Below are 16,535 nucleotides of genomic sequence, written 5' to 3'. Positions count from 1 at the left end.
GCGAGCCCCAGTTCGGACTATTCGAACCAGGTCACGTCTGCAGACAGGGTGAACAGGAATCGACCGTCGGCCTGCGGCGTATCGTCGAGGTCGGTATCGGAGTAGCCGAGATAGGCACTGAACGGCCCCAGCGGATGAGAAACACCAATCTGGCCGTGGAAGAAATCCTCGTCAAGATCGGTCTTGTCGGTGTAGGTGCCTTCAAGATCCAGCGACCAGTCGTTGCCCAGGTCGAAGCTGTGCTTGCCTTTCACCCGATAGGCCTGGCCGGCGAAGACGTCATCGTCATCGGTATACCACAGCGAGAGCTCGGTACCCGAGGTCAGCGTGACGCCGACGGTGAACTCGGTGTAGTCATAGCCCTCGGACGGCGCACCGGCATAGGTGTAGTGGGCAAAGCCGACATTCCAGCCGAAGCCACTTTCGGTTTCAGCGGCGTAGCCGCCGTAGAAATCGACCTCCAGGTCTGCAGGATCGTCATCGCCGAAATCGACATTGGAGGCCCAGGTACCGACATACAATCCATTGTCCCAGGCATAGTCGAGACTGACCTGCAAGGCGGGATTGAAGTCGCCGTTGTCATCACCTTGCGTTTGGCTGACACCATCAAACAGGTAGTCAGAGGCGACAGTCACGGTGGAGGTCAAAGAACCAGCAGATGCGCTGCCGGCAAAGCCTGCAAGGGCGAGAAACAAAAGGGTCTTGCGCATACTTCCCCCTAACGGTTGGACTGGCAGTTTAAGTTGGGTGGTGCCTGTATCCGCCCGGCTCGGTGGCCTGCTCCCTACCCCCGACGGACACGGATCGGTGGACCGGCGGATCGATCTTGGCCCGCCGCAAACTCGTTTGCAATTCGTTAAACATCCCCCGCCTGGTGCAGTTTGCACCAAGTCTGGAAGGATTTCATCCAAACAATTGCCGCGCCAGTTCGTCAGCCGGCATCGGCTTGCCGAAGAAGTATCCCTGCCCGTCATCGCAGCCCATGGCCAGCAGTCGATCGCGCTGCTCGGCGGTCTCAACGCCCTCGGCGATCACCTGCAGATGCAGCAGATGCCCCATATTGATGACCAGGGCAGCAATCACCTGATCTTCGGCATTCTGGTTCAGGCCTGTGATGAAGGCACGATCGATCTTCAGCCGGTCGATCGGCAGTCGCTGCAAGTGACTCAAGGACGAATAGCCGGTGCCGAAGTCGTCGATCGCCACGCCAATGCCCATATCGCGCACCTGCTGCAGAATCGCGCTGAGCCCAAGGGTGTCTTCCATCATCAGACTTTCGGTCACTTCCAACTCTAGATGCTGGGGATTGATCGAGGTCTGTGCCACCACCTCGCGCACCATGCCGAGGAAATCCGGATCCTTCAGCTGCCGCATCGACACGTTCACTGCCATGCGCAGATCACGGCCATAGCGCTTGGCCCAGACCTGCTGCTGGATACAGCTTTGGCGCAGGATCCATTCGCCGATGGTGACGATGTGACCCGAGTCCTCGGCGGCCGGGATGAACAGCAGTGGCGAGACCAGTTCGCCCGGCGTGCGCTGCCAGCGCACCAGGGCTTCGACGCCGAATACTTCGCCCGAGGCCAAGCGCACCTGCGGCTGGTAGTACAAGCGCAGACACTTGCGCTCCACCGAGTAACGCAGCTCACGAATCGTTTGCAGGCGGGTCTGCAGCTCGCGCTCAAAGCGATTGTCGAAGAACTGGAACGATGAGCGACTGACCTGCTTGGCCTGCTTCAGCGCGATGCCGGCATTGCGGAACACCGCGCTGGCGCGATCGCCATGATCGGGGTACATCGCCACGCCCACCGACAAGGTCAGCGGAATATCGTTGCCCTCAACACTCACATTGTGTTCGAGTCGCTTGGACAGGTTGCGCAGGTCGGACTCCAGCTCACTGCCGCCGCCGAGGTAGACCATGGCGAAGGTGTCAGCCGAGGTGCGGGCCAGGAAGCAGTCGGTGCCAAATACTTCGCGCAAGATTCGCCCAGCCGCGCGCAAGGTGTGGTCGCCCACCTCGTGGCCCAGGCCATCGTTGACCGCCTGAAAGTTGTCGATGTCGGCCACCACCACATGAAACGAATCGTGCTCGCTGACGCGACGTTCGATCTCGCGCTCGAAGGCAGCTCGATTGGGCAGGCGGGTCAGACGATCCCAGTAGGCCAGGTCCTCCAGCGCCTCGAACAGATGCGCATTGTCGAAACCGACAGCGATATTGATCGAGAACACCTCCAGCAGTTTGCGATCGAGCTCGCTCAGTGGACGACGGGTGGTGATATGCACCGCCAGGCGCTCGCCGCGCGGCGAGCAGATGTAGAGCACGGTGCGATCGGGCTCGAACATATTGCGCTGCTCGCGCAGCACCTTCTCTATATCGTCGTGCAGAACACTGACGCCCAGTTCAGCCACGGCACGACCACGGAAATCAGCGAATCGTCCCGAGGCTGCGACCACCGTGGCCGGCTCTTCCGGCAGGCCCCCTGACTGCGCGCACAGCACGCCGTCCTCCGGCACATGCAGCAGCGAGCAGATCTGAATCAGCACACCGGCAGAGAAGCGCTCCACCGCCTGCACCGCCATCAGGTTGGACGCAGCGCCAACAATCTCTTCCAGACCGCGGCGACTCGCCTCGATGGTGCAGATCTGCTGATAGGAACGCAGCGCCGATGCCAGCGCGGTAATCAGTCGGGTCGAGGTCAACTCGGACTTCGACTTGTAGTCATTGATATCGTACTTCTGCACCACCTCAAGCTCAGGCGCATAACCCGGCTGTCCGGTTCGCAGTACGATGCGCACGGCTTCATCACACAGGGTTTCACGAATGAACCCGACCAGCCTGAGGCCGGCATCATCGGCTTCCATCACCACGTCCAACAGCACACAGCTGTAGCGCTTGTTGCGCAACTTCTGCCGCGCCTCTTCGGCCGTCATCGCCGAGTCGAACTCCAGCGGTCGATCAAACAAGGTGACGCCGCGCAGCGCAAACACCGTGGCGCGATGAATCTCTTCGTCGTCGTCAACAATCAGTATGGGCCAGGGCTCGGCTTCGGCCAGGCGCGCGGGAGCGACTTCGACTTCGTCGGCAAACTCCAGCAGATCCTCGTCATGCATGGGCGCCACGTTCCCCTCTAGTCCGAGCTCGGCAACGGCGCCACGCGCGGTATGGTGATGGTAAAGCAGCTGCCCTTGCCAAGTTCGCTGCTTACCGCAATTGTGCCGCCCAACACCGTTGTCACCGTAGTGTAGACCAAATTCAGGCCCAGTCCGGTACCCCCTCGGCCCAACTTAGTTGTGAAGAATGGGTCAAAGATTCGCGATTGATGCTGCTCCGGAATGCCGTTGCCATCGTCAATGAAGCGCAATTCAATGCTGTCCTCAGCGCTGCGCCCACCCTCGATGCGCAGCAATCCATGGCTGCGATCCTCGAACGCGTGATTGACCGCGTTGGTGAACAGGTTGGTGACCACGCCACCAAGAGGTCCGGGGTAGCTGTCCATCACGATATCAGCGGGAATCGCCAACTCAATCTGGATCGAGGTTCGGCGCAGACTGGGCCGCAGCACGCTGATCACTTCTTCGATCGTTTCCTGCAAGTCAAACTCGCGCCGCTGCGACGAGGTCTGATCAGCGGCGACCTGTTTGAAGCGGGCGATCTGAGCCGCTGCGCGTTGCAATCCCTTCAGCATCAGTTGACAGCCTTCATCCACCTCGGCAACGAAGCGATCCAAGGTAGAGCGGCGCAGGCCGCCTTCATGCAAGGCCTGACGAAAATCGATCAATTTGTCGGATAGCGCGCTGGCCACCGTCAGGCTACTGCCCACTGGCGTGTTCACCTCATGTGCAATACCGGCCACCACCTGCCCGAGTGCTGCCAGCTTCTCTGCACGCAGCAGGCTGTCCTGCGCGTGCTGCAGCTCATCCAGCGCTCGCTGCGTGTCCTGATAGGCAGCGGCCAATCTACGGTTGTTCTCGATGCGACTGCTGATGTCCTGAAACACCAGCAGCCAGCCGCCGCCGCATTCCGCCGGCAGGCGTGCCGAGTGCACGATAAAGGCCCGACAGCGCTCGCCCTGGGTAATCTCAATTTCCTCTGCAGCGCCTTCGTGACTGGGTGCCATCAAGGATGCCAAGGCCGGACAGGACAGACTTTCGATCAGCCGTTGTCCAGGTGAGCTGGCGCGCGGCCCGAAGGTCTGAATGAAGGCCGAGTTGCGCTCGGCAATCTGCTGCTGCGGATCGACCACCACTAGCGGAAGCGGCAACAATGCGTTAAGAGTGGAGTGCAGTAACAGTTGTGCATTGAGGTCGCGCTCGGCGGTCTGTTGTCGCTCCAGACCGGCATTGAACTCGCGAATGAATGCCCCGAGTTCGTCGTGCGCGGCATGCGTGACGGGAAGATACTGGCGCCTCTCGCGATAGGCGCGCACCGAATGCTCGGCACGGCGCAGCGGGGTGATGATCAGCCAGCGGAACGCCAGCATCACGCAGGCGATCAGAGCGATCAGCAGACCGCCGAGCATCCACAGCTGCGGCTCCATTTCACGCAGCAGGCTCCACGTGCCCAGTCGCTCGGCCACCGCCAGATGCAGACGACCGACTGGCGTCTCGCCCGGGGGCCCGGCCACATCCACCTCGACCCACTCAAGATCGGCGCCGGCACAGTCTCCTGCCTGCAGTGGACGATCCCGCCCGAGCACGTGCGTCAATTGCGCGCATTCGATCCGGCCGCCGCGCAGCGACTGCTCCAGCACCACCTCAGCCGAGGCCAGGTCGAGATTCCACAGCGGCAGGGACAAGAGGCGCGCATCACTCAGCAGATACTGCTGCAGTTCGGCCGCATGCAGCTGACTCAGCTCATTGGACCGTTGGCGCGCCAGCGCACCGATAATGACCGCCGCCAGCAGCAGCATGACCGGCAAGGTGAGCCAGAGAAACTTTGCACGTAGGCTGTTTATTCTCAGCACACCCGGGCTCCGTGTGATCGGCTGCCGTCGATCAGACCGATAGTTGAGCGTAGCAGTCGGCGCGACAAACAGCACCTCCCGCATAGGCTGAGAGGTTCCACAGGTCGGCACTCAGGGGCAGGCGCCCGCCAACGCTGGCGCTATTCCACGGCAACCGGTAGTTTTGGTACTGCTCGCCGGGTCGCTGGGCCCGGCGCATCAGCCAACAGGGGGAAGCCGTGGAAAAGATCTGGCTCAAGCATTACCCGGCGGGCGTACCGGCCACGGTGGCGGAAGATCAGTACCGGTCGGTGGTCGAACTGCTCGAAGAAAGCTTTCACCGCTACCGCCATCAGCCTGCCTACATCTGCATGGGACGACGTCTGAGCTTCGACCAGCTCGACCAGCTTTCCACCCGTTTCGCCGCTTTCCTGCAAAGTCGCGGCCTGCAACGCGGTGATCGTGTCGCGGTGATGTTGCCGAATGTCCTGCAATATCCGGTGGTAGCCGCGGCGGTACTGCGCGCCGGTCTGGTCTTGGTCAACGTCAACCCACTGTATACCGCACGTGAGCTGCGCCATCAGCTGCAGGACAGTGGAGCCCGCGCCATCGTGGTACTGGAGAACTTCGCCGAGACCGTGCAGAAAGCCGATCAGCCGCTGGACCTGGTAGTGGTGACCGGCGTCGGCGATCTGCTCGGCTTTCCCAAGGGGGCTATCACCAACTTTGCCGTGCGACGGATCAAGAAGCTGGTGCCCGCTTATTCGATACCCGGTCACGTGCGTTTCGGCTCGGCCCTTTCACAAGGCAGCGGGCAGCCACTCAGCAAAGTTGAATTGAAGCCAGACGACATCGCGGTGCTGCAGTACACCGGAGGCACCACCGGCGTCGCCAAGGGCGCCGTCCTGTTGCACAGCTCATTGATTGCCGCGCTGCTGGCATCGGAAGCCTGGATGCAGCCTGGCCTGAAGCGACGCCCGATGAGCGGCCAACTGACCATTGTCTGCGCCTTGCCGCTCTATCATGTGTTTGCCTTTGTCACTTGCGGCCTGCTGGGCATGCGCACCGGCGCGCTTAACATACTGATTCCGAATCCGCGTGATATCGGTGGCTTGATCGACACCATCAAGCCCTACAAGATCAATGTGTTCCCGGCGGTTAACACCCTGTTCAACGCGGTCGCCAATCACCCCAAGGCCAGCGAACTGGACTTCTCCGAGCTGCTGATCTCGAACGGCGGCGGCACGGCGATTCAAGAGCCGGTGGCCAAGCGCTGGCTTGAGCTGACCGGCTGCCCGGTGGTCGAGGGCTATGGCCTGAGCGAATCCTCCTCGGGTATCACCTGCAATCCGACCGATTCCGACACCTACACCGGCACCATCGGCATGCCCATGCCGAACGCCGAGGTGCGCTTGCTGGACGATGACGGCAACGATGTCGAGTTCGGTCAGCCGGGCGAAATTGCCCTGAAGAGTCCGCAGATGATGGCCGGCTATTGGCAGCGACCGGATGAAACCGCCAACTCGATGACCGCCGACGGCTTCTTCAAGACTGGCGACGTCGGCGTCATCGACGAACGCGGCTATCTGAAGATCGTCGACCGCAAGAAAGACATGATCCTGGTCTCGGGCTTCAATGTGTACCCGAATGAGATCGAAGCGGTAGCGGCCGGCTGCCCGGGTGTGCTGGAGGCGGCTGCGATCGGCATTCCCGACAAATCATGCGGCGAGGCAGTGAAACTGTTCGTCGTGAAGAAGGACCCGAACCTGAGCATCGACACGGTCAAGAGCTATCTGGCCGAGCACCTGACCGGCTACAAGAAGCCCAAGCACATCGAATTTCGCGATGAGCTACCAAAGACCAATGTCGGCAAGATCTTGCGCCGCGAGTTGCGTGATGCCGAGTTGAAGCGAGGGTAATTCGAGACCGCTGGCGATGCCATAGGGTGCGTCTTGGGCGCACCGTTACGATCTTGACCGATGCACGGTGGTGCGCCCAAGACGCACCCTATACATGCCATTTCACCTGGGCGTCTGGCTTAAAACTCAATCCGAGCACCCAGACTCCAGTACGCCTGTTCGGTATCGGCCAGTCCGAACAACCGTCGATAGCTGAGAAACGCCGACCAGCCGCCGGTGAACTGCATCGCCAGCGATGCCGATGCTTCGCCGTAGTCGGCGTCAATGGTCGACGTCGGCAGCAGAAAGTCCAGCGACTGCGGATCGTTGACGAAGCGCCCACGCAGGGATTCCGAGGTATCCTCAAACTGGTGCACCCAGGACGCTTCCAACTGCGGCAGCAGGATGCCATTGCGGGTTGAGACGGCCCATTGCGCGCCGAATCCCAATCGACCGATGAAGGACTGGATCTCCTGAGCATCCAGTTCCACTGCGAATGCATCAGATCCCTCGACCGCAGTTTCGGCGAAACGATCGACTTCCAGCTCGGCATACTCAATCGCCAGACGCGGGCCGAAGCTGGCATTTCGATACTGCCAGTCATAGCCACCCGACACGGTAGCGGTGAACAGGTCGACGTCGGGCGCGGCGCGCAGCACGTCGCGATTGTCGAAGTTCTCTTCGTCGGTGCTGCCTGAGAAGCTGGCGACGCGCGTCTGCACGATCTCGCCCCGTCCAAAGCCCAGGCTGCCATCGATCCAACCGCGCTCGAAGCTACGACTGAGATAGGCGACCAAGGTATTCTGGTCGAGTTCCAGCTGACCCGAGTCGCCCTCCAGATCGATATCCAGGGCGGTACGCGAATACGCCAGACCGGCCACCCAGTGAGCGCCGAAACGCTTGTCGACGCCGGCAAACAGGGTGTCGGAATCGCTGCCGTAGCCGCTTTCAAGATCGGTTGAATCGCGCTCGCCGCGCCCCACGATGATGCTGGCAAAGACGCCGATACCGCGACCGAGCAGTTCATCATCTTCGGCGGCCGCAGCCAGCGGCAGGAAGCCGTGGCGGGTCTGCAGACCGGAGTCGACCAAGGCCAGTCCAGCACCGCCGCCGCTACGCACTGCCTCCAGACGCCGCCCCACCGCACCAAGCTGGGTGCCGGCCAACATGCGGAAGCCACGGCGCTGACTGGAGAACTCTTCGCTGACCACGCCGCGCAGACTGGCAATCAATTGCTGCGCCGCCGACGGGTCGCGCAGTGCCAGACGCAGCAGCTGGCAACGCCGATCCAGTTCGCTGCCCGGCGGTGGGCGATCGGTGGCACACAGTCGGCCCAGCGAATCGATTTGCGAGGCCAGCAACGGATCCCCGACGGAATCGAGCAGCGCGCGCATACGATCGGCCAAGGCCCCCGGATCATCATCATCGTCGCGGATCAGCAAGGTGAATTCGCCTGGCATGCCGACCTCATAACAGTCGGACTGGGCGATTCGAATACGCAGGGTTTCGTCCTGCTCGGCCACGTTGTCGTCAATGATCCGAATCTCGACAAAGGCGTTCCGCGCACCCTCCGGAATTCTGGGTATCTGACTGTTAAGTACGAAATCCTCACCGGGCCGGGCGCTGCCGCCCGCCAGATCGACGTCGATACAGACGCCGCCGGAAGGCGCCGGCTGATCGAGCGACAGATCGACGCGCACCGGGCGCGTGCTGCCCTCTTCTGCGACGCCACGATCGACCGCCAGGCTGAGTACCGGCCGCGGCGTGGTCTGAGCGAGCCCGATCGCCGGCAAGCCAGCCAGCAGGAGTATCACCACACTGCGCGCCAGGGCGCAAAACGGCGTCTGCATCGTGCGTTCTCCCAACCCTCCCCCGAGGGTGCGAAGCTCGATCCTACGCCGTTCCGGCCGATCCCCCAAGCCCGCGGACCGTGGGTGAAACGGCGGGCTCAGGTATCACCGCTTTCATGGCAGCGGCCAGAATGCGCGAATCGCGGCAACCCCCTGCGCGCCATGGCGACGGGCCGTGGTCAGATCATCGGCGCAGAGGCCGCCGATGGCATAGATTGGAAGGCTGGAACAGGCGCGCAGCTGGGCGAATCCGGCCCAGCCCAGGGCGGCGCGGCCTGGATGAGTGGCGGTCGACATCACCGCACCCAACACCACGCAATCCACCCGCAGGGCCTCGGCCCGAGCGAGATCGGCAAGATCATGACAGGCAGCGGACAAGATCTGTCCGGACGCCAGTCGTGGTCGGGTCTGCTGCAGTTGCGCCGAGCGCAGATGCAGTCCGCAGCCCAGTCGTTCGGCTCCCTCGATGTCCCCATTCAGCAGCAGATCGGCAGCAAACTTGCGAACGTCAGGTAGCAAGGCGGCAGCCAGTTCTCGCTGTGCCGATGCATCGAGCTGCGGGCAACGCAACTGAATCAAGCGATGACCGGCCCGCAGCAGGCCAATCACGCCTTCAGCGACCGAGGGCGCAGCGATTCCTTCCGGGGTCACCGCCATGCGATCAGGCCGACTCAAGGCAGCCGCCGCAGGGCGATCGGCCTGTGGCAGCGGGTACTGGGCCAACGCCCGCCGCTCGACCCAGTGCAAGGCCTGATGCTCCAGCGCGACGGGAACACCGGCAAATCGGCTCACCTGGTAAACGTCAAGCTCGATCGGCCGTTGGCCTAGATCGAACGGGATGCAAATCAGCGGCTCGGCCGACTGCACCTCGATGCCCAGTTCCTCATGCAGCTCGCGACGCAGGGCCTGCAGGGGCGACTCATGCTGTTCGCGCTTGCCGCCGGGAAACTCCCACAGGCCGGCGTGATGATGGGTAGACGGCCGTTGTGCAAGCAGCACCCGTCCATCGGCATCGGTGAGTGCCGCGGCGACCACTGACAAGCGGCTTGCAGTCAGTGGCGCGTTCACAATCAAACCTCATCTCAGGGCAGCGAACCAGCCGGTGCTCGTTCGCGCTCGACTCAACCCAGCTGACCGTGGCAGTGCTTGAACTTCTTGCCGCTGCCGCAGGGGCAGGGTTCGTTGCGGCCGACTTTCGGCATATCGCGGGTCACCGGCTGTGCTCCGCCCTGCGCTGCCGCCACCTGTGCGGCCTCTTCGTCAGCACTGTAGCCACCGGCATCCTGGTGCTGGAACTGCATGTTCTGGGCACGTGCAAGCTGGCGGCGACGCTCCTCTTCCTCCAGTCGCGCCACTTCCTCTTCACTGCGGACCCGTACCCGGGCCAGCATGATCACCACCTCACGCTTCACCTTGTCGAGCATCTCGGCAAACAGCTCGAAACTCTCGCGCTTGTACTCCTGCTTCGGCTGCTTTTGCGCATAGCCGCGCAGATAGATGCCCTGTCGCAGATAGTCCATACGCGCCAGATGCTCTTTCCAGCTCTGATCCAGCACGTGCAACATCAGGTGCCGCTCCAGCTGGCGCATCATCTCGCCGCCGATCTGCTCTTCCTTGGCCTTGAACACCGAGGCGCCCAGCTCGGCGATGTTGTCGGCAATCTGTTCTGCGGTCAGCTCATGGTTGTCCGCGATCATCTGCTTTATATCCACGTGCAGGCCGAACTCCGACTCCAGTTCGCGCTGCAGGCCGTCGACATCCCATTGCTCGTCGACCGAGCCCGGGGGCACAAAGCGCTGCGCCGTCTCGATCATCACGTCCTGGCAGATGGCACTGATGGTGGCGTGCACATCCTCAGCTTCCAGCAGGTCATTGCGCTGCTCGTAGATGACCTTGCGCTGATCATTCGACACGTCGTCGAAATCGAGCAGGTTCTTACGCATGTCGAAATTGTGCGCCTCAACCTTACGCTGGGCCTTTTCGATTTGCCGGGTAACCAGACGATCTTCGATTGCATCGTCTTCCTTCATGCCGAGGAAGGCCATCGCCTTCTGCACCCAGTCGGCAGCGAAGATGCGCATCAGGTTGTCTTCCAGCGACAGATAGAAGCGCGACGAGCCGGGGTCACCCTGGCGACCGGAACGGCCACGCAGCTGATTGTCGATGCGGCGGCTTTCGTGACGCTCGGTGCCGATGATGTGCAGACCACCGGCGGCCAGCACCTGCTCGTGCGTCTTGTTCCAGTCGGCCCTGATCTGTTCGACCTGCTTTGGATCTGCCTCGGGCCCCAGCGCTTCCAGTGCTACTTCCAGATTGCCGCCGAGCACGATGTCGGTACCGCGACCGGCCATGTTGGTGGCAATGGTGACCGCACCCGGACGGCCGGCCTGCGCCACGATGTGCGCCTCGCGCTCATGCTGCTTGGCATTCAGCACTTCGTGCGCGATCTTTTCGTTCTTCAGAATGGTGGCAATCAGCTCGGAGATTTCGATCGAGGTGGTACCCACCAGCACCGGCTGCCCGCGCTTGTGGCAGTCACGAATATCATCGACCACGGCGCGGAACTTGGCTTCCCGCTTGAGGAAGACGAGATCGGGGTGATCCTTGCGCACCATCGGTCGGTGAGTCGGAATCACCGTCACTTCCAGGCCGTAGATCTGCTGGAATTCGTAGGCTTCAGTATCGGCTGTACCGGTCATGCCGGCCAGCTTCTTGTACATGCGGAAGTAGTTCTGGAAGGTGATCGAGGCCAGAGTCTGGTTTTCGCGCTGGATCGGCACGCCTTCCTTGGCTTCCACCGCCTGATGCAGACCATCGGACCAACGCCGACCGGCCAGCGTACGGCCGGTGAACTCGTCAACGATCACCACCTCGCCGTCGCGCACGATGTAATCGACGTCGCGCTGATACAGGTTGTGCGCACGCAGCGCTGCGTTCAGGTGATGAACCACGGCGATGTGCTGACCATCGTACAGACCATCGTCTTCACCGATGATGCCGGCACCGCGCAGCAGCTCTTCGACATGCACCATGCCCTGCTCGGACAGATGCACCTGTTTGCCTTTCTCATCGACGAAGAAGTCGCCTTCGCCCTCTTCGGTGGCCTGCCGGGTCAACTTGGGAACGATTCGATTGACCCGGATGTACAGCTCCGGAGACTCATCAGCCGGACCGGAAATGATCAACGGCGTGCGCGCTTCGTCGATCAGGATCGAGTCGACTTCGTCGACGATGGCAAAGTTAAGTCCGCGCTGGAAGCGGTCATCCTTGGCCAACGCCATGTTGTCGCGCAGATAGTCAAAACCAAACTCGTTGTTGGTGCCGTAGGTGATGTCAGCGGCGTAGGCGCCTTTTTTCTCGCCATGCGGCATGCCGGGGTAGACCACGCCAACGCTCAGACCAAGCCAGCTGTATACCTTGCCCATCCAGGCACTATCGCGCTTGGCCAGATAGTCGTTCACCGTCACTACATGCACGCCCTTACCGGCGATGGCGTTCAGATACACCGGCAGGGTGGCCACCAGGGTCTTGCCTTCACCGGTACGCATTTCGGCAATCTTGCCGCTGTGCAGCACCATGCCGCCGATCAGCTGCACATCGTAATGACGCATGCCAAGCACGCGCTTGGCCGCCTCGCGCATGGTGGCAAACGCCTCGGGCAGCAAGGCATCGAGCGATTCGCCGTCGGCATGGCGTTGCTTGAACTCACCGGTCTTGGCTTTCAGCGCCTCGTCGCTCAGCTGGCTGAGCTCCGCCTCCAGCCCATTGATGCGAGCGACGGTCTTGGACAACTGTTTCAGCTGGCGCTCGTTGCGACTGCCAAAAATACTGGTGAGAACTTTGTTGAGCATGAGGGGATTCCGAGTCGCCCGTGGGGCGCCGATTGCGAGACAAGCGAAAAGGCCGCCCAAGGCGGCCAGCTGTGCATTGTAACCTTGGGGCGCGATCGGAGCGAATCAAGCCCCGTTCGGCGGGCGGCGCCGGGCGCCGCCAGGTCGGCAAAGACCGCGGCTCAGCCGCGCGCTTTGGCGTTCTTCAGATAGGACGCTGGGTTGACCGGGCGGTCGTTCAACCAGACCTCGAAATGCACGTGCACCCCAGTGGCGCGGCCGGTCTTGCCCATTTTGGCGACCACATCGCCGGCGCGAACGCGGGTACCCGGCTCGACCAGATTCTTGTCGTTGTGGGCGTAGCGGGTCATATAGCCATTGCCATGGTCGATATCGACCATATTGCCGTAACCGGCGTAACGGCCCGAGAAGGTGACCACGCCATCGGCGACGGCCAGGATTTCGGAACCATGGGCACCGTTGAAATCCATGCCACGGTGAAATTCGCTGCGGGCAGTAAACGGATCGCTGCGCATGCCGAAGCCCGACGAGGCATAACCGGCGCGAATCGGAAGACCCGCCGGCAAATGGGCCGTTTCAACGTCACGGTCGAGCAACAAGGTTTCCAGCACATCGAGTTGGCGCGACTGCGATTCCAGCTTGACCGACAGCGCTTCCAGCGAGGCGCGCACACTGCGGTCGGCCGGCGCCCCCATGATATCCAGCGCTTCCGGTCCGCCCATGGCAGGCAGCACACCGAAATCGAACTCGCCATCCTCAAGCTGAGCCAGTCGAGTCAGACGGTCGCCGAGCGCGTTGAGACGGGTCGCTTGCGCCTGCAGCTCACCGAGGCGGACACCGAATGCGTTCAGCTCCATGTCAACCTGCTGTTTGGCGCGATCCAGATCCTGGGCCTGACCATTCAACTGGTCACGCATCGCCGCTACTTCCTGCAGGGCGCTGGCGCGCCCGTCGCGCAGCCAGAAGCCCACGCCAACGCCAATCCCCACCAAGAACACCACGAAACCGAACGTAGCAGCTAGCACTCGCGGATCCGTCAGCGAGAGTTTGCGCGGTGTTCGCAGCGATTTAGCTACGATAATGACATTCATCAACCGGCCATCCTGTCGTTAGCCCATGCAGCCTGCTGGACCTCATCACAAGCACCGCAACATCTCGGCCCTGGATCAGCTCCCGCAGAACCTGATCCAGCGCGCCCAATGGCTCAGTGCGCTCGATCATTTGCTGCGTCAGTCCCTGCCGCCGACGCTAAGAGACCAATGTCAGTTGGCCAATGTGCGCGGCAGCAGGCTTGTCTTTTTGGTTCGCAGTCCGGCCGTGGGCCCGAAATTGCGGTTGTTGAGCGCAAACCTGCTCTCAACAGCCCAACAGCTCGGGCTCACAGTCGACCAACTCACCGTAAAAGTGGCAACGATGGAGCCCGTTCCCCAGGACTCTACATCGCGAACACCCCTTTCCCCCGCCGCCCGCGAGAACCTGCGTGCAGCGGCTTTGACAGTCAGCGACCCGGAACTCCGCGATCAACTGCTGCGTATGGCCTCCATGGCCGATTCGTTCTTCCCGTGATGCCGCAGCCCTAAGACTGCAGCGGTAACGCTCAAAATCAAATCAAACCGAGGCCTGCGCCGGATGGGCGTAGGAGATCGGCGCATCGCCCGGATCGGTAAACGTGACCTCTTCCCAGGCCGACGTTTGCGCCCGCAGCTCGCGAAGCAACTGGTTGTTCAGCTGATGCCCTGACTTGTAGCCATAGAACGCGCCGATCAGGCTATGTCCCAGCAGATACAGGTCACCGATGGCATCGAGAATCTTGTGCTTGACGAACTCGTCTTCATAACGCAGCCCGTCTTCGTTCAGCACGCGATAATCGTCCAGCACGATGGCGTTGTCCATCGAACCACCCAAGGCGAGATTGCGCTCGCGCAGGTATTCGATGTCCTTCATGAAGCCGAAGGTACGCGCCCGGCTCACTTCTTTCACGAATGACGTAGTGGAGAAGTCGATCTCGGCACTTGAAGTCGACGAGGTGAACAGCGGATGGTTGAAGTCGATCGAGAAGCCGACCTTGAAACCATCGAAGGGCTCAAAACGGGCCCACTTGTCACCATCGCGTACCACTACCGGCTGCTTGATGCGAACAAAGCGCTTCGGCATGCTTTGCTCTTCAATGCCAGCGGACTGCACCAGGAAAACGAAAGGGCCTGCTGACCCATCCATGATCGGCACTTCCGCCGCCGACAAGTCCACGTAGGCATTGTCGATACCGAGTCCGGCCAGGGCCGACAGCAGATGCTCGACGGTGGCGACGCGTACGCCGTCCTGAATCAGGGTGGTTGAGAGACTGGTGTCTCCCACTTTTTCCGCGCAAGCGCGTATGTCCACCGGTTCGTCAAGATCGACCCGTCGGAAAACGATGCCAGTATCGACCGCCGCCGGACGCAAGGTCATGTAGACCTTTTCTCCGGAGTGCAGGCCGACGCCTGTTGCGCGAATTGTGTTCTTTAATGTTCTCTGTCTGATCATTCTTGTGCGTTCTCCGGGGCTGGAGCGCGACAAAAGCGACCGGAGAATAGCACACGCGTTTCAGAGAGCAACAGCAAAAACGACAAACCGGAACCGGTTTGTCGTTTTTTTGCAACACGAGTCATGCATTCTGAGTGATACCGCGCAATTCGGGCCGAGCCTGCCCGACTGTGCACGCTCAATCGGCCTGTCGACGCAGGAAAGCAGGGATATCCAGATAGTCCAAAGATCCGTCCGTGGCCGGAGTCACGTCGGCGCGCGCCGCTCGCGAGGGCACTGGTGCGGGCTCGGCGACCATGGCGGCTCCGGCATTCGCCATGGCGGCCATGTCGACCATGCCCGTGGTGGCATTGCGCACCAATTTCACCTGAGGTCGCTGCACCGCTTCCACTCGGGTTTCGTTGCGTACCGGCGCTCGCTGCGCCATCCGATTGAGTCCGGTGGCGACCACGGTGACCCGCACCTCGTCCTTCATCTCGGCATCCAGCACGGTGCCGATCACCACGGTGGCATCTTCCGAGGCGAACTCTTCGATGGTGCGACCGACTTCGTCGAATTCACGCATGGTGAAGTCGGGACCGGCGGTGATATTGACCAGGATGCCGCAGGCACCGGACAGATTGATGTCGTCCAGCAGCGGATTGCTGACCGCCGCTTCGGCAGCCGCCATGGCGCGGTCGTCGCCGCGGGCGTGACCGCTGCCCATCATGGCCATGCCCATCTCGCTCATCACCGTACGCACGTCGGCAAAGTCGACATTGATCAGGCCGGGTCGGACGATCAGGTCAGCGATGCCTTGCACGGCGCCCTGCAGCACATCGTTGGCAGCACGGAAGGCCTGCATCATGGTCGCATCGCGACCGAGCACGGTAATCAGCTTTTCGTTGGGAATGGTAATCAGTGAATCGCAGTGTTGGGCCAGCTCGTCAATGCCCTTCAAGGCAACCTGCATGCGGCGGCGGCCTTCAAACGGAAAGGGCTTGGTCACCACGGCGACGGTGAGAATGCCCATCTCCTTGGCCAGCTGCGCCACTACCGGCGCCGCGCCGGTACCGGTTCCGCCGCCCATGCCGGCGGTGATGAACACCATGTCGGCGCCATCCAACATCTCGACAATGCGCTCGCGGTCTTCCAGCGCCGCCTGTCGGCCGACCTCCGGATTCGCACCGGCGCCCAGACCCTTGGTGACATTGGCGCCGAGCTGCAGGATCTGTTTGGCTCCGACCCCCTTGATGGCCTGCGCATCGGTGTTGGCGCAAACGAAATCCACGCCTTCCAGCTGGCTGCTGACCATGTGGGCCACCGCATTGCCGCCGCCCCCGCCGACGCCGATCACCTTGATTACGGCGCTAGGTGCCGCTCTCTCAACAAACTCAAACATTGCTCTCTCCTCGCGACTCGTGTTGGTTCGTGTTTTCTTGTTGTTGGCTCGATGACTTGCAAACGCGGGACCGGTAACCGGCGCGATGA

At 61.7% G+C, this 16,535-nt stretch carries 11 protein-coding genes; 2 read left to right on the top strand and 9 right to left on the bottom strand.

All coding sequences use genetic code 11. The features are described from left to right. Positions 1–17 precede the first annotated feature (17 nt). The 3 genes from IFO71_RS06920 to IFO71_RS06910 all read right to left on the bottom strand — a co-directional run bounded on the left by IFO71_RS06920 (position 18) and on the right by IFO71_RS06910 (position 4,964). Positions 18–710: a TorF family putative porin gene (locus IFO71_RS06920; RefSeq protein ID WP_192028816.1), complete on the bottom strand. Its 693-nt coding sequence runs from the start codon at positions 708–710 to the stop codon at positions 18–20. Between the two features lie 193 nt (positions 711–903). Next, positions 904–3,111, bottom strand: coding sequence for a GGDEF/EAL domain-containing response regulator (locus IFO71_RS06915; protein ID WP_192028815.1), 2,208 nt, complete (start codon positions 3,109–3,111; stop codon positions 904–906). 17 nt (positions 3,112–3,128) lie between these two features. Then, the gene (locus tag IFO71_RS06910) at positions 3,129–4,964 is read right to left on the bottom strand and encodes an ATP-binding protein (protein ID WP_192028814.1); all 1,836 of its coding nucleotides are present in this window, start codon (positions 4,962–4,964) and stop codon (positions 3,129–3,131) included. Between the two features lie 218 nt (positions 4,965–5,182). Between IFO71_RS06910 and IFO71_RS06905 the strand changes: the two genes are divergently transcribed. Then, the gene (locus IFO71_RS06905; RefSeq protein ID WP_192028813.1) at positions 5,183–6,862 is read left to right on the top strand and encodes a long-chain-fatty-acid--CoA ligase; all 1,680 of its coding nucleotides are present in this window, start codon (positions 5,183–5,185) and stop codon (positions 6,860–6,862) included. A gap of 119 nt (positions 6,863–6,981) precedes the next feature. On the opposite strand, the gene IFO71_RS06900 is transcribed toward IFO71_RS06905, so the two are convergent. The 4 genes from IFO71_RS06900 to IFO71_RS06885 all read right to left on the bottom strand — a co-directional run bounded on the left by IFO71_RS06900 (position 6,982) and on the right by IFO71_RS06885 (position 13,633). Continuing rightward, positions 6,982–8,691: an autotransporter domain-containing protein gene (locus IFO71_RS06900; RefSeq protein WP_192028812.1), complete on the bottom strand. Its 1,710-nt coding sequence runs from the start codon at positions 8,689–8,691 to the stop codon at positions 6,982–6,984. A gap of 114 nt (positions 8,692–8,805) precedes the next feature. Continuing rightward, positions 8,806–9,759, bottom strand: coding sequence for a Nudix family hydrolase (locus tag IFO71_RS06895; RefSeq protein ID WP_192028811.1), 954 nt, complete (start codon positions 9,757–9,759; stop codon positions 8,806–8,808). A 53-nt stretch (positions 9,760–9,812) separates the two neighbouring features. Then, complete coding sequence (secA, locus tag IFO71_RS06890; protein ID WP_192028810.1) at positions 9,813–12,542, bottom strand: preprotein translocase subunit SecA; 2,730 nt, start codon at positions 12,540–12,542, stop codon at positions 9,813–9,815. A gap of 161 nt (positions 12,543–12,703) precedes the next feature. Next, entirely contained in the window at positions 12,704–13,633 is a 930-nt protein-coding gene (locus IFO71_RS06885; RefSeq protein WP_192028809.1) for a M23 family metallopeptidase, read from the bottom strand. Between the two features lie 25 nt (positions 13,634–13,658). Here IFO71_RS06885 and IFO71_RS06880 point away from each other — a divergent pair, with 25 nt between their 5' ends. Beyond that, a complete protein-coding gene (locus tag IFO71_RS06880; RefSeq protein WP_192028808.1) occupies positions 13,659–14,108 on the top strand; it encodes a DciA family protein in 450 nt (149 codons plus the stop codon). Positions 14,109–14,150: 42 nt separating this feature from the next. Here the strand turns inward: IFO71_RS06880 and lpxC are convergent, their stop codons facing one another. Together lpxC and ftsZ are read right to left on the bottom strand one after the other, a co-directional pair. Continuing rightward, positions 14,151–15,065 carry a UDP-3-O-acyl-N-acetylglucosamine deacetylase gene (gene lpxC, locus IFO71_RS06875; RefSeq protein ID WP_192028807.1) on the bottom strand — a complete coding sequence of 305 codons (915 nt, stop codon included), beginning with the start codon at positions 15,063–15,065 and terminating at the stop codon, positions 14,151–14,153. A gap of 178 nt (positions 15,066–15,243) precedes the next feature. Continuing rightward, positions 15,244–16,446 carry a cell division protein FtsZ gene (gene ftsZ / locus IFO71_RS06870; RefSeq protein WP_192028806.1) on the bottom strand — a complete coding sequence of 401 codons (1,203 nt, stop codon included), beginning with the start codon at positions 16,444–16,446 and terminating at the stop codon, positions 15,244–15,246. Positions 16,447–16,535: the final 89 nt, after the last annotated feature.

Origin of the sequence: Pseudomarimonas arenosa (assembly GCF_014841215.1) — a bacterium.
GTDB classification, from domain to species: domain Bacteria; phylum Pseudomonadota; class Gammaproteobacteria; order Xanthomonadales; family Xanthomonadaceae; genus Pseudomarimonas; species Pseudomarimonas arenosa.
This window is presented reverse-complemented; position numbering and strand designations above follow the sequence as displayed.